17 protein-coding genes and 1 pseudogene are annotated in these 18,743 nt (G+C 45.7%); 17 read left to right on the top strand and 1 reads right to left on the bottom strand.

What is annotated here, in order from left to right:
* Positions 1 to 9: 9 nt before the first annotated feature.
* From VC178_RS02600 to hisD, 15 genes and pseudogenes are all read left to right on the top strand, one after another.
* Positions 10 to 714, top strand: a complete 705-nt coding sequence (locus VC178_RS02600; protein ID WP_323481534.1) for a transposase — start codon at positions 10 to 12, stop codon at positions 712 to 714.
* Positions 715 to 897: 183 nt separating this feature from the next.
* Positions 898 to 5,643 carry a glutamate synthase-related protein gene (locus tag VC178_RS02595; protein ID WP_323481533.1) on the top strand — a complete coding sequence of 1,582 codons (4,746 nt, stop codon included), beginning with the start codon at positions 898 to 900 and terminating at the stop codon, positions 5,641 to 5,643.
* Positions 5,644 to 5,697: 54 nt separating this feature from the next.
* Positions 5,698 to 7,161: a glutamate synthase subunit beta gene (locus tag VC178_RS02590; RefSeq protein WP_323481532.1), complete on the top strand. Its 1,464-nt coding sequence runs from the start codon at positions 5,698 to 5,700 to the stop codon at positions 7,159 to 7,161.
* Positions 7,162 to 7,171: 10 nt separating this feature from the next.
* Positions 7,172 to 8,020, top strand: coding sequence for an ABC transporter ATP-binding protein (locus VC178_RS02585; RefSeq protein ID WP_216123486.1), 849 nt, complete (start codon positions 7,172 to 7,174; stop codon positions 8,018 to 8,020).
* On the top strand, positions 8,020 to 8,808 hold the full coding sequence (mlaE, locus tag VC178_RS02580; RefSeq protein WP_323481586.1) for a lipid asymmetry maintenance ABC transporter permease subunit MlaE: 789 nt from the start codon (positions 8,020 to 8,022) through the stop codon (positions 8,806 to 8,808). Before VC178_RS02585 ends, mlaE begins: the two co-directional genes overlap by 1 nt.
* A 21-nt stretch (positions 8,809 to 8,829) precedes the next feature.
* Positions 8,830 to 9,312 (top strand): outer membrane lipid asymmetry maintenance protein MlaD, encoded by a 483-nt coding sequence (gene mlaD / locus VC178_RS02575; RefSeq protein ID WP_323481531.1) that lies wholly within the window; start codon positions 8,830 to 8,832, stop codon positions 9,310 to 9,312.
* A 53-nt stretch (positions 9,313 to 9,365) separates the two neighbouring features.
* A complete protein-coding gene (locus VC178_RS02570) occupies positions 9,366 to 10,070 on the top strand; it encodes a VacJ family lipoprotein (protein ID WP_323481530.1) in 705 nt (234 codons plus the stop codon).
* Between the two features lie 99 nt (positions 10,071 to 10,169).
* The gene (locus VC178_RS02565) at positions 10,170 to 10,796 is read left to right on the top strand and encodes an ABC transporter substrate-binding protein (RefSeq protein WP_323481529.1); all 627 of its coding nucleotides are present in this window, start codon (positions 10,170 to 10,172) and stop codon (positions 10,794 to 10,796) included.
* A gap of 17 nt (positions 10,797 to 10,813) precedes the next feature.
* Complete coding sequence (locus VC178_RS02560; RefSeq protein ID WP_215296131.1) at positions 10,814 to 11,071, top strand: STAS domain-containing protein; 258 nt, start codon at positions 10,814 to 10,816, stop codon at positions 11,069 to 11,071.
* 4 nt (positions 11,072 to 11,075) lie between these two features.
* Positions 11,076 to 11,759: pseudogene (locus VC178_RS02555) on the top strand (ABC transporter ATP-binding protein); the annotation flags it as partial.
* A 65-nt stretch (positions 11,760 to 11,824) separates the two neighbouring features.
* Entirely contained in the window at positions 11,825 to 12,625 is an 801-nt protein-coding gene (locus VC178_RS02550; protein ID WP_216123494.1) for an ABC transporter permease, read from the top strand.
* A 34-nt stretch (positions 12,626 to 12,659) separates the two neighbouring features.
* Positions 12,660 to 12,908, top strand: coding sequence for a BolA family protein (locus tag VC178_RS02545; RefSeq protein ID WP_215296134.1), 249 nt, complete (start codon positions 12,660 to 12,662; stop codon positions 12,906 to 12,908).
* A gap of 63 nt (positions 12,909 to 12,971) precedes the next feature.
* Entirely contained in the window at positions 12,972 to 14,246 is a 1,275-nt protein-coding gene (gene murA / locus VC178_RS02540; RefSeq protein WP_323481528.1) for a UDP-N-acetylglucosamine 1-carboxyvinyltransferase, read from the top strand.
* A gap of 31 nt (positions 14,247 to 14,277) precedes the next feature.
* Positions 14,278 to 14,904, top strand: coding sequence for an ATP phosphoribosyltransferase (gene hisG / locus VC178_RS02535; protein WP_216123498.1), 627 nt, complete (start codon positions 14,278 to 14,280; stop codon positions 14,902 to 14,904).
* Between the two features lie 16 nt (positions 14,905 to 14,920).
* Positions 14,921 to 16,243 carry a histidinol dehydrogenase gene (gene hisD, locus VC178_RS02530; protein WP_323481527.1) on the top strand — a complete coding sequence of 441 codons (1,323 nt, stop codon included), beginning with the start codon at positions 14,921 to 14,923 and terminating at the stop codon, positions 16,241 to 16,243.
* An 8-nt stretch (positions 16,244 to 16,251) separates the two neighbouring features.
* On the opposite strand, the gene hisC is transcribed toward hisD, so the two are convergent.
* The gene (gene hisC / locus VC178_RS02525; RefSeq protein WP_215296138.1) at positions 16,252 to 17,319 is read right to left on the bottom strand and encodes a histidinol-phosphate transaminase; all 1,068 of its coding nucleotides are present in this window, start codon (positions 17,317 to 17,319) and stop codon (positions 16,252 to 16,254) included.
* Between the two features lie 116 nt (positions 17,320 to 17,435).
* On the opposite strand from hisC, the gene hisB reads away from it, so the two are divergent.
* Together hisB and hisH are read left to right on the top strand one after the other, a co-directional pair.
* Positions 17,436 to 18,023, top strand: a complete 588-nt coding sequence (gene hisB / locus VC178_RS02520; protein WP_323481526.1) for an imidazoleglycerol-phosphate dehydratase HisB — start codon at positions 17,436 to 17,438, stop codon at positions 18,021 to 18,023.
* Between the two features lie 50 nt (positions 18,024 to 18,073).
* Complete coding sequence (hisH, locus tag VC178_RS02515) at positions 18,074 to 18,730, top strand: imidazole glycerol phosphate synthase subunit HisH (protein WP_323481525.1); 657 nt, start codon at positions 18,074 to 18,076, stop codon at positions 18,728 to 18,730.
* The last annotated feature ends 13 nt before the right edge of the window (positions 18,731 to 18,743 follow it).

The raw sequence follows: 18,743 nt of genomic DNA, 5'->3' as shown, positions 1-18,743 counted from the left end.
GTCATCAGCATGGCTCGGCAAGCGCGCACTGTCATACCAGGCCAAGCAATGCATGTGATGGTGCGTGGCAATAATCGCGAAACACTTTTCTTTAGCGATGATGATCGACGGATTTATTTGGAATGGTTGCGTCAAGCAGCAAAACAGTTTGCTTGCGCTATTCATGCGTTTGCATTAATGCCAAATCATGTGCATTTATTAATGACCCCCCAAAATGACGATTCATTGGCAAAGACAATGCAGTCTTTAGGTCGACGCTATGCCCAGTACTTTAATCAACAGCATCATCGCTCTGGAACAATTTGGGAGGGGAGGTATCGTTCATCTCTCATTGACCCCAATTATTTTTTGCGTTGCCAGCGCTATATTGAGTTGAATCCAGTAAGGGCTGGATATGAATCTAATCCTCAGGATTCAGTCTGGACTAGCTTTACCACTCATATTGGGGGAAATGCAGAACCTTGGCTGGTCGACCATCAGCATTTTTGGAAGTTGGGCAATACCCCCTTTGAGAGACAAATGAAGTGGGCCGAGTTTGTCAAAGAGGGCGCCCCTCACTGGGAAGACCAACAAATCACCGAATCTTTGGTCCGTTCAAAGCCTTGGATAAGCGATATTTATGCCAAAAAGCTATTCAAAGATGCTCCTGAGTTAGTTCAGATTCGTACTCGAGGACGCCCAAAGAAAATAAACCCTTTAAATACAAAAGGATAGGGTTTATTGAGTAGTATTTGAAGTGCTGCTTGCCTCGAGTCTGTCCCTAATTAAAAAACGGATTATGGTTTTGCCTGAAAATAAATGGGACAGAGTCATTTTATTTCTATTGCATCGGTATGGGTATTCCCCTATATTTGATCCTCCAAAAGTTATTAGGCCTTTGTCGCCCTCGGAAATACTATGACCACACAACTCAATTCAGTTCTTCGTCCTATTGCTCAAGGTTTATATGACCCATGCAATGAGCATGACGCTTGCGGCGTAGGTTTTGTTGCCCACATCAAGGGTAAAAAATCACACGAGATTGTTTCTCAGGGCCTGCAGATTTTGGAGAACTTAGATCACCGGGGCGCTGTTGGTGCTGACCCACTGATGGGTGATGGTGCAGGAATTTTGATTCAGATCCCAGATACTTTGTATCGCGAGGAGATGGCCAAGCAAGGAGTCGCATTGCCTCCATACGGTGAGTATGGTGTTGGCATGATTTTCTTGCCAAAAGAAAATGCATCACGTTTGGCTTGCGAGCAAGAATTAGAGCGCACTGTGCGTTTAGAAGGTCAGGTTGTTTTAGGTTGGAGAGATGTGCCGGTAGATGTGAAGTTGCCGATGTCTCCAACGGTACAAATGACAGAGCCATTCATTCGTCAAATTTTTATCGGTCGCGGGCGCGACATCATGACAACGGATGCACTGGAGCGGAAGTTATATGTGATTCGTAAAACAGCAAGTCATGCTATTCAAGATTTGCATTTGAAGCATGGCAAAGAATATTTCGTAGCATCGATGTCTGCACGGACGATTGTGTACAAAGGTTTGTTATTAGCAAATCAAGTAGGTGCGTACTATCAAGATTTACAGGATCAGCGGACTGTATCTGCTTTAGCCCTAGTACATCAACGCTTCTCTACCAACACCTTCCCAGCTTGGGAGTTGGCTCACCCATACCGCATGATTGCGCACAATGGTGAGATCAACACAGTTAAGGGTAACGTGAATTGGGTTAATGCACGTGAAGGTGCGATTAGCTCTCCAGTCCTCGGTGACGACTTAAAAAAACTCTGGCCACTCATTTATCCAGGTCAGTCTGATACTGCCTGCTTTGATAACTGCTTAGAGTTATTGGTAATGTCTGGCTATCCATTGGCACAAGCCATGATGATGATGATTCCTGAGGCATGGGAACAACATACCTTGATGGATGACAACCGCCGCGCATTTTATGAATACCACGCAGCCATGATGGAGCCATGGGATGGCCCTGCTGCAATGGCATTTACTGATGGTCGTCAAATTGGTGCAACTTTGGATCGCAATGGTTTGCGCCCAGCACGTTATTACGTAACGGATGATGACTTGGTCATCATGGCTTCTGAGGCTGGCGTGTTAGCAATTCCTGAAAGCAAGATTGTTCAAAAATGGCGTCTGCAACCAGGCAAGATGTTCATGATCGATATGGAACAAGGTCGCATCATTGATGACATTGAACTTAAGAATGCTGTCTCTAAAGCCAAGCCCTACAAGAGCTGGATTGATGCAGTGCGGGTAAAGTTGGATGAAGTGGATGCCAGCAAGGCAGACTTAATCGATGAGAAGACAACCATTCGCCCAGCAGCAAAATTACTCGATCGCCAACAAGCGTTTGGTTATACCCAAGAAGATATCAAATACCTGATGGCTCCAATGGCCATGAATGGTGAAGAGGCGATTGGTTCAATGGGTAATGACAGTCCGTTGGCTGTTCTCTCAAATAAGAACAAGCCTCTCTATAACTACTTCAAACAATTATTTGCGCAGGTCACCAATCCGCCGATTGATCCAATCCGCGAAAACATGGTGATGTCTTTGGTTTCTTTCATTGGGCCTAAGCCTAATTTGTTAGATACCAACAATATCAACCCTCCAATGCGTTTAGAGGTGAGTCAGCCGATTTTGGATTTTGATGACATCACTAAGATTCGTCACATTGGTCACTACACCAATGGTAAATTCCGTTCTTACGAGTTAGACATTTGCTATCCAGCAGTATGGGGTAAAGCCGGTATCGAAGCGCGCTTAGCATCTTTGTGTGCGGAAGCTGCTGACGCTGTTCGTTCTGGCTACAACATCTTGATCGTCAGCGATCGTCAAGTGGATGAGAAGCACGTTGCTATTCCTGCATTGTTGGCGACTTCAGCAATTCACCAGCACTTGGTTCAAAAAGGTTTACGTACCAGCGTTGGTCTCGTAGTAGAGACCGGCAGTGCGCGCGAGACACACCACTTTGCGCTCTTGGCGGGTTATGGTGCGGAAGCTATTCATCCATACCTCGCACTGGAAACTTTGGCTGAGATGGCTAAAGGCTTGTCAGGTGATTTATCTGCTGAAAAAGCCGTGAAGAACTTCGTGAAAGCAGTTGGTAAGGGCTTGCAAAAAGTCATGTCCAAAATGGGCATCTCTACCTACATGTCTTATACCGGCTCACAGATTTTTGAAGCAATCGGCCTAAACCACGACATCATTGATCAGTACTTTAAAGGCACTCCATCTAATGTTGGTGGTATCGGCGTATTTGAAGTGGCTGAAGAAGCCTTGCGCATGCACGGTGCTGCATTTGGTAATGATCCAGTATTGACCAATATGTTAGATGCTGGTGGTGAATATGCATTCCGTATTCGTGGTGAGGACCATATGTGGACGCCTGACACGATTGCGAAGTTGCAACACTCTACTCGCACTGGAGCGGAGAAGGGCTACCAGACTTATAAAGAGTACGCCAACATTATTAATGACCAAACTAAGCGTCAGATGACTTTGCGTGGTTTGTTTGAGTTCAAGCTTGATCCAAGTAAAGCTATTCCATTGGATGAAGTTGAGTCTGCAAAAGAAATCGTTAAACGTTTTGCAACAGGTGCGATGTCTTTGGGTTCGATCTCTACTGAAGCGCACGCTACTCTAGCGATTGCGATGAATCGTATTGGCGGTAAATCCAATACGGGAGAAGGTGGCGAGGATCCCAATCGTTATGTAAATGAACTCAAAGGTATCCCAATCAAGAAGGGCGAAACCCTCTCTAGCATCTTAGGCAGTGATGTTGTTGAAGCTAATATTCCATTGCTTGATGGAGACTCATTACGCTCTAAGATTAAACAAGTAGCTTCTGGTCGTTTTGGCGTCACTACTGAGTATCTCCGTTCGGCTGATCAGATTCAGATCAAAATGGCGCAAGGTGCAAAGCCAGGTGAGGGCGGTCAATTACCAGGCGGAAAAGTATCTGACTACATTGGTAAGTTGCGTTTCTCTGTACCGGGCGTTGGTTTGATTTCTCCTCCTCCACACCATGACATTTATTCAATTGAAGATATCGCCCAGTTGATTCACGATTTGAAAAACGTCAATCCAAAAGCCGACGTTTCAGTCAAGCTGGTTTCTGAAGTAGGTGTTGGTACGGTTGCTGCTGGCGTTGCTAAGGCCAAAGCAGATCACGTTGTGATTGCTGGTCATGATGGCGGTACTGGCGCTTCACCGCTTTCCTCAATCAAGCATGCTGGTTCACCATGGGAACTTGGTTTGGCTGAAACTCAGCAAACCTTGGTTCTAAATGGTTTGCGTAGCCGTATTCGTGTTCAGGCTGACGGCCAAATGAAGACGGGTCGCGATGTGGTAATCGGCGCTTTATTGGGAGCAGATGAGTTCGGTTTTGCAACAGCTCCATTGGTGGTTGAGGGTTGCATCATGATGCGTAAGTGTCATTTGAATACCTGCCCAGTAGGCGTTGCTACTCAAGACCCAGAACTCCGTAAGAAGTTTTCTGGTAAACCTGAGCATGTTGTGAACTTCTTCTTCTTTATCGCAGAAGAAGCGCGCGAGATCATGGCGCAATTGGGTATTCGTAAGTTCGATGACTTGATTGGTCGCGTTGATTTGTTAGATACCCGTAAAGGCATTGAGAACTGGAAGGTACATGGTCTGGACTTCAGCAAGATTTTTGCTGAACCTCAAGTGGCTGCAGACGTTCCACGTTATCAAGTGCTCACTCAAGATCATGGTTTAGCAAGTGCACTTGACAATATTTTGATTGAGAAGAGCGAGCCTGCCTTAGAGCGTGGCGAGAAAGTCTCTTTCATTGTTCCAGTCAAGAACGTGAACCGCACAGTAGGCGCAATGCTCTCTGGTGAAGTAGCGCAGCGCTATGGTCATGCAGGTTTGCCTGATGACACTATCCACATTCAATTAAATGGCACTGCTGGTCAAAGCTTCGCAGCCTTCTTGGCACGCGGCATCACTTTAGATTTAGTTGGCGATGGAAATGACTACGTGGGTAAAGGTTTGTCCGGCGGTCGCGTCATTGTTCGTGCTCCACATGAGTTCCGTGGCGATACGGCGAAGAACATCATTGTTGGCAACACTGTTCTGTACGGTGCAATCGCTGGTGAAGCATTCTTTAATGGCGTTGCTGGTGAACGTTTCGCAGTTCGTAACTCTGGTGCTACTACAGTTGTTGAAGGTACTGGCGATCATGGTTGTGAGTACATGACTGGTGGAACCGTAGTCGTGTTGGGTACAACAGGTCGTAATTTTGCTGCCGGCATGAGCGGCGGTATTGCTTATGTCTATGATGAAGATGGTTTATTCGATAAGCGTTGTAATACCAGCATGGCGACTTTGGAAAAAGTACTTCCTTCTGCCGAACAAAACGCCAAGATGCCGAAGTCTGAGTGGCATGCTCCTGTCGATGTTAAAGATGGTGGCGAGCGCTTAACAGACGAACAAATCTTGAAGAGCCTGATTGAGCGTCATTTCCGCTATACCGGTTCAGAGCGCGCTAAAGCAATCTTGGCTGATTGGGAAAATGCCCGCGGTCGTTTTATGAAGGTTCTCCCCACTGAGTACAAGCGTGCTTTAGGTGAGTTGTGGGAAAAGGCTCAGAAGAAAACGGTCGCTGCTTAAGTAGCTTAAGTAAACAGATAGACGGATATTAAGAAAAGATACTAAGGATTAGATATGGGTAAGGTCACTGGATTTATGGAGTTTGAGCGCGTCGATGAGACATACGAAGCGCCCACTAAACGCCTCCACCACTATAAAGAATTCGTTGTAGCGTTAACTGACGAAGAAGCCAAAGTTCAGGGCGCGCGTTGTATGGACTGTGGTATTCCGTTCTGTAATAACGGCTGCCCAGTGAATAACATCATTCCAGACTTCAATGACTTGGTGTTTCATAACGATTGGAAGAATGCCTTAGATGTTTTGCAGTCTACTAATAACTTCCCAGAATTTACGGGTCGTATTTGTCCAGCACCTTGCGAAGCTGCTTGTACATTAGGCATTAATCGTGCACCCGTTGGCATTAAGTCCATTGAGCACGCCATTATTGATAAGGGCTGGGAAAGCGGCTGGGTAAAACCGCAACCCTCTAAAACGAAGACTGGCAAGAAGGTAGCGATTGTTGGTGGTGGTCCTGCAGGTATGGCAGCCGCCCAACAATTAGCGCGCGTTGGTCATGATGTGACCGTGTTTGAGAAGAACGATCGCGTTGGTGGTTTACTGCGTTACGGTATTCCAGATTTCAAAATGGAGAAGTGGCTGATTGATCGTCGTGTAGAGCAGATGCAGGCCGAAGGCGTGAAATTTGAAACAGGCGTTTTTGTTGGTAAAGAAGCCATGGGTGCAGAAGTAAAAAATTACTCTACCAAGACTGTTTCGCCTGAGCAGTTAATGAAAGATTTTGATGCAGTGGTCATTACTGGTGGCGCTGAGCAACCACGTGATCTGCCAGTACCGGGTCGTGAATTGGCTGGTGTGCACTATGCATTGGATTTCTTGATTCCCCAAAACAAAGAAAATGCAGGCGACTTTAAGAACGAAATTCGTGCAACTGATAAACACGTTGTCGTGATTGGTGGCGGTGATACGGGTTCTGATTGCGTGGGGACATCGAACCGTCATGGCGCGACCAAGATCACGCAGTTTGAGCTGCTTCCTCAGCCACCAGAAGAAGAGAACAAGCCATTGGTATGGCCTTATTGGCCAACCAAGTTGCGTACCTCCTCTTCGCACGAAGAAGGTTGTGATCGCGATTGGTCAGTGGGAACCAAACGTTTTGAAGGTAAAAACGGTAAGGTAGAAAAATTGATTGGTGTTCGTTTGGAATGGAAAGACGGCAAGATGACCGAAGTTCCCAATTCTGAATTTGAGATCAAGGCAGATTTGGTGCTTTTAGCTATGGGCTTTGTATCACCAGTTCAGCAGGTGCTCAATGCATTTGGCGTTGACAAAGATGCTCGTGGCAATGCTAAAGCCACGGTAGATGGTCAAAATGCCTATCAAACTAACGTTTCCAAGGTTTTTGCTGCGGGGGATATGCGCCGCGGTCAATCCTTAGTAGTTTGGGCAATTCGTGAAGGTCGCCAATGCGCCCAAGCAGTAGACCAGTACTTAATGGGGTCATCTGTTTTACCCCGATAATATTGGGGATATGAATAGTCCTCGGCCAAGCTCATTGGATGTCAAAAAATCTCTAGGTGAAGTTGTCGTCTCTATTAAAGACGTCAACTTTTCCTATGCCCCTGGCGAGCGACAAATTTTGTCAGGGCTTAATATGGAGTTCCGTCGTGGCCAGGTAGTTGCCGTAATGGGCGGATCTGGCTGTGGTAAGACGACGATTCTGCGTTTAATTGGTGGTCAATTCACCGCCCAATCTGGACAGGTCTTATTCGAAGGTCAGGATATTGGCAAGATGAGTAGCAAGGAATTAATGGCTGCCCGTCGTCGCATGGGAATGCTTTTTCAATTCGGCGCCTTGTTCACTGATCTGAGTGTTTTTGAAAACGTCGCATTTCCATTGCGTGAACATACCGATTTAAGTGAAGAGCTTTTGCGCTCACTCGTACTCATGAAATTAAATGCAGTCGGTTTGCGTGGCGCACGCGATTTAATGCCCTCGCAAATTTCGGGTGGTATGGCAAGACGAGTAGCCCTGGCTAGAGCAATTGCATTAGATCCTCCACTCATCATGTACGACGAGCCCTTTGCAGGCTTGGATCCCATTTCTTTGGGCATTACAGCCAGGCTCATTCGCGATCTGAACAATGCCCTAGGGGCCACGAGCCTATTGGTCACGCACGATGTTGAAGAAACCTTTGAGATTGCAGATTATGTATATTTCATTGCGAATGGCAGCATTGGTGCACAAGGTACACCTGAGGAATTAAGTCGTTCCACAGATCCTTTTGTCAGACAGTTTTTAGACGCCGCGCCTGATGGTCCGGTGCCATTTCATTACCCGGGCCAAAGCTTGGAAGAAGATTTTGGAGTGAGGGCTTGATGACTGCAATCCTCAATCTTTTTGGTGACCTCGGATTTTTTATTCGTCGTAACTTAATTAGTCTTGGACTAGCTACGTGCATGTTTGCTGCAGTCATTTGGCGCTCAGGTTTTTTATTGAAAAGACCACGCTTAGTTGTGGATCAAATTTTATTTGTTGGCAATCACTCATTTGTGATCATTGCTGTCTCCGGTTTGTTTGTTGGGTTTGTTTTGGGTCTCCAGGGTTACTACACCTTAAACCGCTATGGCTCAGAACAAGCTTTAGGTTTATTGGTTGCTTTGTCCCTTACGCGTGAGTTGGGCCCAGTCATTACGGCCTTATTGTTTGCGGGGCGTGCCGGCACTTCTTTAACTGCAGAAATTGGGCTAATGAAAGCGGGTGAACAGTTAAGTGCCATGGAGATGATGGCGGTAGACCCATTGGGCCGTGTGATTGCCCCGCGTCTGTGGGCTGGCATTATTTCTATGCCGATCTTGGCAACGATTTTTACGGCTGTGGGCGTGATGGGCGGTTATTTTGTTGGCGTTCCTTTAATTGGGGTCGATTCGGGGGCGTTTTGGTCACAAATGCAGGGTGGGGTGGATCTCTTTTCCGATATTGGAAATGGCTTAATTAAAAGCTTGGTATTCGGTGTGGCAGTGACTTTCATAGCCCTTTATCAAGGCTATGAGGCAAAACCAACGCCTGAAGGTGTTTCACAGGCAACCACACGTACCGTGGTGATTTCTTCTTTGTCGGTTTTAGCGTTGGATTTCTTGCTCACCGCAATGATGTTCTCAAATTAGAAAGAATAAACTAGGGTTCTTATGAGAAAAAGTGCAATTGATATCTGGGTAGGAATTTTTGTTGCCATTGGTTTGCTGGCAGCGTTATTTCTTGCATTAAAAGTTGGCAATATGAATGCTGTTTCATTTGCGCCGACATACAAAATTTCTGCGCGCTTTGACAATATCGGTGGACTCAAACCACGTGCGCCTGTTAAGAGTGCTGGTGTCGTAGTGGGGCGCATCGCCAATATTTCATTCGATGATAAAACCTATCAAGCAACTGTTGTGATGACGATAGAAGATTCTTATAAGTTTCCCAAAGATTCATCGGCAAAGATTTTGACTTCAGGTCTATTGGGTGAGCAGTACATTGGGCTAGAAGCTGGCGGGTCAGATGATATGTTAACTAATGGTGAAAGGATTTCACAAACCCAATCAGCGATTGTTTTAGAAAATCTGATTAGTCAGTTCCTCTACAACAAGGCTGCTGATAGCGGCCAAGAGAAGAGCACAGCAAAATAATGTTGTCAGCAGTCAGGTTCATCAGCAAGCTTAGGCAATGCATCTTGCTTTGCATGGCTGTTGCATTGGTGGGCTGCGCTTCTATTCCTGCGGGAGTTGAGCCTTCTCCCCATGATCCATGGGAGCCTTTCAATCGCTCTGTCTTTGAATTTAACGAAGGCCTAGATGCTTATTTGTTAAAGCCGGTGGTTGCTGGTTATCGTTTTGTATTGCCTGAGTTTGTTCGCGACGGTATCTATAACTTCTTTAGTAACTACGGCGATATCTATAACATTTTCTATAACTTATTACAGGGTAAGCCTGGTTATGCTTTCAATGATTTCATGCGTGTCGCTGTGAATACAACGATGGGTCTTGGAGGCTTTATAGATTTAGCTACTCCAGGTGGCCTTGAGAAGCATAAAGAAGACTGGGGTCAAACCTTTGGTGTATGGGGTGTACCTGCTGGTCCTTATGTTGTTCTGCCTTTCTTTGGTCCAAGTAACGTACGCGATACCTTCGGTACAGTCGCTGATTTAGAGTCTGATTACCTATTTAAATATGTAAAAGATGTGGGCCTACGTAATAGCATCACTGGTTTGCGCGTTATTAACGCTCGTAACACCTATTACGAGGCGGGCGATCTTTTGGATGGAGCTGCTATTGATAAGTACAGCTTCATGCGAGATGCCTATATTCAAAGGCGTCAATATCAGATTAATGAGGGGCGTGATGACGAAGAGCCTCAGATGCCGGTTTACGAAAACCCTTACCAGTAAGCAGCGCTCAAGGGTTGGTGTAAAGGGCTAAAATGAGCCCTCAATGAGTTCAATGTTTTAGTTAAATCTAGCGAGTTGGAATATATGAAAAGTTGCAATATGTTTTCCAGATGCTTAGCAATCGGCTTGCTGTTGATTTCTGGCCCCCTCTTTGCGCAAGTGCCTGATCAGGCAACCCCTCCAGATGCCTTAATCAAGATGGTAGTGACCGATGTTATGGCCTCAGTCAAGGCCGATGCAGAAATTCAAAAAGGTAATATTCCGAAGATTGTAGATTTAGTTGAAAAGAAAATTGTTCCCTACACCGATATGCGCCGCACTACCGAAATGGCGATGGGCTCTAACTGGAAAAAAGCGACTCCTGAGCAACAGGTGCAACTTACTTCTGAATTTAAAAATCTGCTGATCCGTACTTACTCTGGCGCACTCAGTCAATTGCGCGATCAGACTGTGCAATTTAAAGCGTTGCGTGCTGCACCAGATGACAAAGAGGTTGTTGTTAAAACTGTAGTACTTGGTCGTGGCGATCCAGTACCTTTAGATTACCGTTTAGAAAAAACGGATAAGGGCTGGAAAGTTTACGACATGAACATCATGGGCGTTTGGTTGGTGGAGGCCTATCGTAATCAGTTTACAAATCAGATTAGCCAAAATGGCGTTGAAGGTCTTGTGAAATTCTTGCAAGATCGTAATAAGCAGCTCGCAACTGCTAAGCCAGCGAATTAATTTAAGCCCCCCAAACTATGCCCTTTCTTTTGCCTCAGACGGTTACACAAGAAAATGCTCTGCAGTTGCAAAAAGAGGGCTTATTAAATAGTGCAACGTTGACAAACGTTGATTGCTCAGCCCTGACAGATTTTGATTCAACGGTTTTGACAGTCTTATTGGCATGGCAAAAAAAGTTACAAGCTGATGGACAGTCTTTAATAGTTGAGCGTCCTCCTGAAAAGCTCAAAGTATTAGCCAATGTCTATGGCGTCTCTGCATTGCTAGGTTTGTAGCAGCATGCATTCAGCGATCTCGATTCAACATATTTCAAAGCAATACGGCGCCCTTCAAGCGCTAGATGATGTTTCTTTGGAAATTGAGCCTGGAGAGTTTTTTGGACTGCTCGGACCCAATGGTGCGGGTAAGACCACGCTGATTTCGATTCTTGCAGGTCTGGTAAGGGCCGATAAAGGACATGCGGCCATCTTGGGGGCAGATGTTCAGAGTTCATTTCGTGAAGCGCGTCGCATGCTCGGCGTTGTGCCGCAGGAATTAGTCTTTGACCCATTCTTTACTGTTCGCGAGACTTTGCGTTTTCAGTCAGGCTATTTTGGTATCCGCAACAACGATGCCTGGATCGATGAAATCATGGCAAATTTAGATCTCACAGGAAAAGCCGATAGCAATATGCGTGCTTTGTCTGGCGGTATGAAACGTCGCGTATTGGTTGCCCAAGCCTTAGTCCATCGACCACCCGTCATTATTTTGGATGAGCCTACTGCTGGCGTTGATGTCGAGCTACGTCAATCCTTGTGGCAATTTATTAGCAGACTCAATCAGGATGGTCACACGATTGTATTAACCACCCATTACTTGGAAGAAGCCGAGGCTTTGTGTCAGCGTATTGCGATGCTCAAGCAGGGCAAGATTGTTGCCTTAGATACAACTGCAAATTTGCTCACCCGCTATGGCTCGGTGAAAAAAGATGGTGAAGGTAAAACTGATCTTGAAGATGTATTTGTCAACATCATGTCAGGAGGTGCATTGTGAGTAAGGCCCCAAATCAGGCTCTCAATAAACCCGCCCTCGAATATGGCAGCGGCTTTCCGACTTTGTTGTTTAAAGAGGTGAAGCGTTTCTATAAGGTGGCTTTTCAGACAGTGGCTGCGCCAGTCTTAACCGCAGTTCTCTATCTCATGATTTTTGGTCATGTGCTAGAAGGTAGAGAAGTGTACGGACGTTTGAATTACACCGCTTTCTTAATTCCAGGCTTGGTCATGATGAGTGTGTTGCAAAATGCCTTTGCAAATACTTCTTCATCCCTGATTCAATCAAAGGTTACCGGCAACTTGGTATTTGTATTGCTTGCCCCTTTGAGTCACTTTGAATTTTATGCAGCGTATATTTTGGCCGCTGTATTTCGTGGAATTGTTGTTGGCTTAGGTGTATTTTTAATTACGCTCTGGTTTGGATTGCCCTCCTTAGAACATCCGCTATGGATTTTGGCGTTTGCCTTTCTAGGTGCTGCCATTCTTGGTAGCTTAGGCTTGATAGCAGGTATTTGGGCAGATAAATACGATCAACTGGCTGCTTTTCAAAACTTTATCATCATGCCTGCCACAATGTTATCGGGGGTTTTCTATTCGATTCATTCTCTGCCTCCCGCTTGGCAGGTTGTATCCCATTTCAATCCATTCTTTTATATGATTGATGGTTTTCGCTTTGGGTTCTTTGGTGTCTCTGATGTTTCCCCATGGAGTAGCTTAGCCATCGTTCTGTGTTTCTTTGCGGTAGTTTCAGCCGTTGCTTTGCGCTTATTGCAAAAGGGTTATAAGCTGCGCCATTAATGATTTGCACTATATCGATTTTGAGGAGAGAAGCATGTTTCCAACCCCCGAGCAGATTGAGGGCTATATCAAACAAGGCATTAACTGTACCCACGTTCAGGTTGAGGGTGACGGCCAACATTTTTTTGCAACGATTGTTAGTCCTGAGTTTGAAGGTAAGCGTCTCGTACAGCGTCATCAATTGGTTTATGGTGCGATGGGCGATCGTATGAAAGCTGAAGTACATGCTTTATCAATGAAGGTATTTACACCAGAAGAGTTTGCTCAGAATTCAGCTGCCTAGTAGAAAACCCAGAACAGCAACAAGATTTAAATCACATATACAAGTTTTTACTGGAAGCGTTTCATGGATAAATTACGAATGGTAGGCGGGACCCCCCTCAAGGGTGAGGTCAAGATAGCTGGTGCTAAAAATGCCGCTTTACCCATTTTGTGTGCTTGCCTATTAACCGATGAACCGGTGGTCTTGCGTAATGTGCCAGATCTCCAAGATGTTCGTACCATGCTTAAACTCTTGCAAGAGATTGGTGTGGTGGTGAGCTTTCCTGATGCAGAAAATCGTAACCATGTGGTATTGAATGCTGCAGCCATCAAGAGCTCAGAAGCTACCTATGAAATGGTAAAAACTATGCGCGCTTCTATCTTGGTGCTAGGCCCGCTTCTTACTAGAATGCATAGCGCCAAGGTTTCTTTGCCAGGCGGTTGTGCAATTGGTGCCCGCCCTGTGGATCAGCATATTAAAGGCTTAAAGGCCATGGGCGCAAGCATCAAAATTAAGAGTGGTTACATTCAGGCTGAAACAAATCCGCCAACTGATCGCCTAAAAGGCGCTTCAATTTTGACAGACATGATTACTGTCACTGGTACAGAAAATTTATTGATGGCGGCAACTTTAGCTTCAGGCACAACCATTTTAGAAAATGCTGCACGCGAACCAGAGGTTGGTGATTTAGCTGAACTATTAGTGAAGATGGGCGCGAAGATTTCGGGAATTGGTAGTGATCGTTTAGTGATTGAGGGTGTCGAGAAATTACACGGCGCTGAACACTCTGTGATTCCGGATCGAATTGAAGCGGGCACCTTCCTTTGTGCAGTCGCTGCCGCTGGTGGCGAGGTACTAGTCAAGCACTGTCGTCCCGATACGCTCGATGCAGTGATGGTGAAATTGAAAGAGGCTGGCTTACAAATGGAGGTGGGCCCTGATTGGGTTAAAGCTTCGATGCGGGCTCGTCCAAAAGCAGTGAGTTTCCGTACTTCTGAGTACCCCGCATTTCCAACGGATATGCAAGCGCAACTGATGGCAGTCAATGCAGTAGCTAGTGGCAATTCAACTATTACCGAGACTATTTTTGAGAACCGCTTTATGCATGTTCAGGAACTCAATCGTCTAGGCGCTGATATTGCAATTGAAGGTAATACCGCGATTGCTCAGGGTGTAGAAAAGCTTTCTGGCGCCATTGTTATGGCGACTGACCTACGCGCCTCTGCCAGCCTAGTGATTGCGGGGCTTGCAGCCCAAGGCGAAACCCAGGTAGACCGAATTTACCATTTAGATCGTGGATATGACCGTATGGAGCAAAAGTTGACCCTCTTGGGCGCCAACATTAAACGCGTGAAGTAACTCAGTGGCATAACTGAGTGATAATTAAGTCATGAAATTGACTTTAGCCCTCTCTAAAGGGCGTATCTTCGAAGAGACTGCTGAGATCCTGTCTAAGGTTGGCATTGTGCCAAAAGAGGATCCTGAGAAGTCTCGCAAACTTATTATTGAGACATCTAACCCTGATGTACGCTTGATTATTGTGCGTGCTTCAGATGTGCCGACTTACGTGCAATTTGGTGGCGCTGATTTTGGTGTCGCAGGTTTAGATGTCTTGATGGAAAAAGGTACAGATGGCTTATATGTGCCTTTTGATTTAAATATTGCCAAGTGCCGTATGTCAGTTGCAGTTCGTGAAGGCTTTGACTACGCGGCGGCAGTAAAGCAAGGCTCTCGTTTAAAAGTGGCAACGAAGTATGTCAATTGCGCGCGTGATCACTTTGCTAATAAAGGTGTTCATATTGATACGATTCATCTTTACGGCTCGATGGAGCTTGCTCCCTTAGTAGGCTTGGCTGATGCTATTGTGGACTTAGTCTCGACAGGCAATACGCTTAAAGCCAACGGCCTGGTTGAGGTTGAGCCTATTGCTGATATCAGTGCACGTTTAGTGGTGAATCAAGCTTCGTACAAACGTAAGCGCACTCAGCTTCAACCTATTTTTGATTTGTTGAAATAAGCTAAAAACACATTCAATGTCTTCACAGGTCAAGGTTAAGCGTCTCAATAGTAAAGATGCGGGTTTCAAAGAAACACTGCTCTCTAGTCTTTCCTTGCCCATGGCTGATGACGAGGCAATTGATGCTGCTGTTGTCAAAATCTTGTCAGCCGTTAAAAAGCAGGGCGATGAAGCAGTTCTCAGCTTTACTAAGCAATTTGATCGCTTAAATGTTTCTCATGTTTCGGAATTAGAAATTCCTCGTAAAGATTTGGAGCAAGCCTACAACTCTTTATCTGTCGAGCAAAAGAATGCTCTGGACATTGCTGCTAAACGAGTGCGTGCGTATCACGAGAAACAAAAGATTGAAGCAGGCTGCCACTCTTGGGAATATGAAGAAGCTGATGGCACCCGTCTTGGTCAGAAAGTAACAGCTCTAGATCGTGTTGGTATTTATGTACCTGGTGGCAAAGCCGCGTATCCATCATCTGTTTTAATGAATGCGATTCCTGCAAAAGTAGCAGGTGTTACTGAAGTCATCATGGTGGTGCCAACTCCTGATGGCGCGCGCAACCCTTTGGTGTTGGCTGCAGCTTATTTGGCTGGCGTAGATCGCGTCTTCACCATTGGTGGTGCTCAAGCAGTTGGTGCTTTAGCCTTTGGTACAAAGAGTATTCCATCCGTAGACAAGATTGTTGGTCCAGGCAATGCCTATGTTGCTGCTGCTAAGCGCAGAGTATTTGGTACGGTTGGCATCGATATGATTGCTGGGCCTTCAGAGATTTTGGTTTTATGCGATGGCTCTAGTAATCCCGATTGGGTCGCAATGGATTTGTTTTCTCAAGCAGAGCATGATGAGCAAGCGCAATCCATTTTGCTATCCCCTGATGCAGCATTTATTGAGCAAGTGCAGGCAAGCATCAATAAATTACTTCCTGAGATGCCAAGAGCAAAAGTGATTGAGACTTCTTTAACCAATCGCGCTCTTCTGATTCAAGTTAAAGATATGAATGAGGCTTGTGATATTGCCAATGAAATCGCTGCTGAGCACTTAGAGATTTGTGCTGTAGATCCACGTAAGTGGGCCGAACAGATTCGTCATGCTGGCGCCATCTTCATGGGTAATTACACTAGTGAGTCACTTGGCGATTACTGTGCTGGTCCTAACCATGTCTTACCTACTGCGCGCACCGCCCGCTTCTCGTCACCATTGGGTGTGTATGACTTCATTAAGCGCTCAAGCATGATTGAGGTTAGCGAGGCTGGCGCACAAACCTTGGGTGCTGTAGCTAGCACCCTGGCCCACGGCGAGGGCTTGCAAGCTCACGCACGTGCGGCTGAGATGCGTCTGAAGAAATAATAACGAAGTTAAGAAAGTATTTCTTTTAAAGCGGCGACAAGTTCACCACTTTGTTCATCTGTACCAATCGTAATACGCAAGAATTCTTCAATACGCGCAGATTGGAAATGACGTACGATGATGCCGCGATCTCTCAAGGCTTGATACATTGTTGCGCCAGAATGTTTTGGGTGACGAGTAAAAATAAAGTTTGCGGTTGATGGCAAGGTATCAAAACCCAAAGCATGTAATTGCTCAACTAACTTAGTACGTGTCTGAATCACTTTGGCACTGGTAGTTTCTAAGTGCGCTTGATCCTCAATGGCTGCAATAGCACCTGCTTGAGCAAGGCGCCCTAATGGATAAGAGTTAAAACTATTTTTTACTCGCTCTAAGCCTTCAATCAAGGTGGGGTGACCAAGAGCAAAGCCAACTCGTAGGCCAGCAAGCGCTCTGGATTTAGAAAGCGTATGCACTACTAAAAGATTTTCAGGACACTGACTACCGCGCAAGAGGGGAACGCAAGACTGTGTTCCATAGTCGACATAGGCTTCATCAATCACTACTACAGAGTCTTTGTTCTTCGCGAGTAGTTTTTCAATCTCTAAGCGAGCAATTGATCTTCCAGTGGGGGCATTGGGATTGGGGAAAATAACGCCACCATTGGGTTCGCAAAAATCGCTAGTATTGATTTCAAAATCGTTTCCTAGTGGAATCGTTTGATATTCGATGCCAAAGAGCTTGCAGTAAACCGGATAGAAGCTATAAGTAATATCTGGAAAATGTACTGGTTTGTTTTGCTTCAATAAACCCGCAAAAACATGGGCTAGAACCTCGTCCGAACCATTTCCTAAAAATACTTGGTTTGGATTTAGGCCATGCAATTTGGCAATAGCTTGTTTTAGGGCCACACCTTCTGGATCTGGGTAGAGGCGCAAGTCATCGTTCGTTTGACTATTGATCGCTGCCAACGCTTTTGGTGATGGGCCATAAGGACTCTCATTCGTATTGAGCTTTACCAGCCGCTGCATTTGCGGTTGCTCCCCAGGAACATAGGGGGTTAAAGTTTGAACAACGGGGCTCCAAAAACGGCTCATGAGGGTACTCAGGTCAAAAATCAGAAAGAAAGTGAAGTAATTTCAGCATTTATATATCTTCTAGGAATGATATTATGAGGCTTCAATCAACACTTCGCCTCGCGGCGCAATGAAGCATGCGGCAAGCCGACGTTACCCGAAACACTTCGGAAACCAAAATTCAAATTTCCATCAATTTAGATGGTGCTGGGAAGGCCGAACTAGCTTCAGGTGTCCCTTTCTTAGACCATATGCTCGATCAGATTGCCCGTCACGGCATGATTGACTTGAAAGTAGTCGCGCAGGGCGATACTCATATTGATGATCATCACACCGTTGAGGATGTGGGGATTACATTGGGCCAAGCTTTTGCAAAGGCAGTGGGCGATAAAGCAGGTATTACCCGTTATGGCCACTCTTATGTTCCTTTAGATGAAACCCTTTCTCGCGTAGTGGTCGATTTTTCTGGGCGCCCAGGCCTGGAATTCAATGTCCCATTTACCCGTGCGCGGGTGGGTGATTTTGACGTTGATCTGAGCATCGAGTTCTTCCGTGGTTTTGTAAACCATGCGGGAGTGACTTTGCACATTGATAATTTGCGCGGTATTAACGCGCACCACCAGATTGAGACGGTCTTCAAAGCCTTTGGGCGTGCACTTCGGATGGCTTTGGCAATTGATCCACGCGCTTCTGGTTCGGTTCCCTCAACCAAAGGCAGTCTCTAATCTAGATACTTCTAGTTGCCCGTTAGATAACAGCAAAGATAGGCTAAATTTTGGCGCAAACTATTGCGATCGTTGATTACGGAATGGGTAACCTTCGTTCCGTATATCAGGCATGCCATCATGTAGCGCCTGATGACAAGGTATTGATTGCTCACAAGCCAGAAGAAATTCGTACTGCCGATCGCGTAGTGTTGCCTGGTCAAGGCGCCATGCCTGATTGCATAAAACATCTTGAGGAGTCAGGACTTCTTGAGGCTTTGCTAGAGGCTTCCAAAAACAAGCCATTGCTAGGGGTTTGTGTGGGCGAGCAAATGCTCTTTGATAAAAGTGCAGAAGTTCGGGCTAATGAGCAATGGACGCCTTGTTTAGGGCTCATTTCCGGGGAAGTACGTCGCTTTGATTTAAACGGTAAAAAGCAAGCCGACGGCTCAGCTTACAAAGTGCCCCACATGGGCTGGAATCAAGTCCGTCAAGACCGTCAGCATCCCATTTGGGAGGGAATTCCGGATTTAACGAGTTTTTACTTTGTGCATAGCTACTATGTTGTGCCGCAACGTAAAGAAGATTCTGCTGGATCTACTGAATACGGCGATTGGTTTACATCTGCGGTTGCAAGAGATAATATTTTTGCAACGCAATTTCATCCAGAAAAAAGTGCAGAATACGGGTTAAAGCTTTATCAAAATTTTCTTTCTTGGCAACCTTAATTAATTTATTAAC

Source organism: Polynucleobacter sp. AP-Sanab-80-C2 (genome assembly GCF_035012965.1).
Taxonomy (GTDB): domain Bacteria; phylum Pseudomonadota; class Gammaproteobacteria; order Burkholderiales; family Burkholderiaceae; genus Polynucleobacter.
This window is presented reverse-complemented; position numbering and strand designations above follow the sequence as displayed.

What these genes read in the sequence shown, in the direction of transcription:
- VC178_RS02560 (WP_215296131.1), top strand. Translation starts at nt 10,814, where the DNA reads ATGCCCTTTCTTTTGCCTCAGACGGTTACACAAGAAAATGCTCTGCAG.
- mlaE (WP_323481586.1), top strand. Translation starts at nt 8,020, where the DNA reads ATGACTGCAATCCTCAATCTTTTTGGTGACCTCGGATTTTTTATTCGT.
- VC178_RS02570 (WP_323481530.1), top strand. Translation starts at nt 9,366, where the DNA reads ATGGCTGTTGCATTGGTGGGCTGCGCTTCTATTCCTGCGGGAGTTGAG.
- hisD (WP_323481527.1), top strand. Translation starts at nt 14,921, where the DNA reads ATGTCTTCACAGGTCAAGGTTAAGCGTCTCAATAGTAAAGATGCGGGT.
- VC178_RS02590 (WP_323481532.1), top strand. Translation starts at nt 5,698, where the DNA reads ATGGGTAAGGTCACTGGATTTATGGAGTTTGAGCGCGTCGATGAGACA.
- VC178_RS02595 (WP_323481533.1), top strand. Translation starts at nt 898, where the DNA reads ATGACCACACAACTCAATTCAGTTCTTCGTCCTATTGCTCAAGGTTTA.
- VC178_RS02600 (WP_323481534.1), top strand. Translation starts at nt 10, where the DNA reads ATGGCTCGGCAAGCGCGCACTGTCATACCAGGCCAAGCAATGCATGTG.
- hisC (WP_215296138.1), bottom strand. Translation starts at nt 17,319, where the DNA reads ATGAGCCGTTTTTGGAGCCCCGTTGTTCAAACTTTAACCCCCTATGTT.
- VC178_RS02545 (WP_215296134.1), top strand. Translation starts at nt 12,660, where the DNA reads ATGTTTCCAACCCCCGAGCAGATTGAGGGCTATATCAAACAAGGCATT.
- VC178_RS02565 (WP_323481529.1), top strand. Translation starts at nt 10,170, where the DNA reads ATGTTTTCCAGATGCTTAGCAATCGGCTTGCTGTTGATTTCTGGCCCC.
- mlaD (WP_323481531.1), top strand. Translation starts at nt 8,830, where the DNA reads ATGAGAAAAAGTGCAATTGATATCTGGGTAGGAATTTTTGTTGCCATT.
- murA (WP_323481528.1), top strand. Translation starts at nt 12,972, where the DNA reads ATGGATAAATTACGAATGGTAGGCGGGACCCCCCTCAAGGGTGAGGTC.
- hisG (WP_216123498.1), top strand. Translation starts at nt 14,278, where the DNA reads ATGAAATTGACTTTAGCCCTCTCTAAAGGGCGTATCTTCGAAGAGACT.
- hisB (WP_323481526.1), top strand. Translation starts at nt 17,436, where the DNA reads ATGCGGCAAGCCGACGTTACCCGAAACACTTCGGAAACCAAAATTCAA.
- VC178_RS02585 (WP_216123486.1), top strand. Translation starts at nt 7,172, where the DNA reads ATGAATAGTCCTCGGCCAAGCTCATTGGATGTCAAAAAATCTCTAGGT.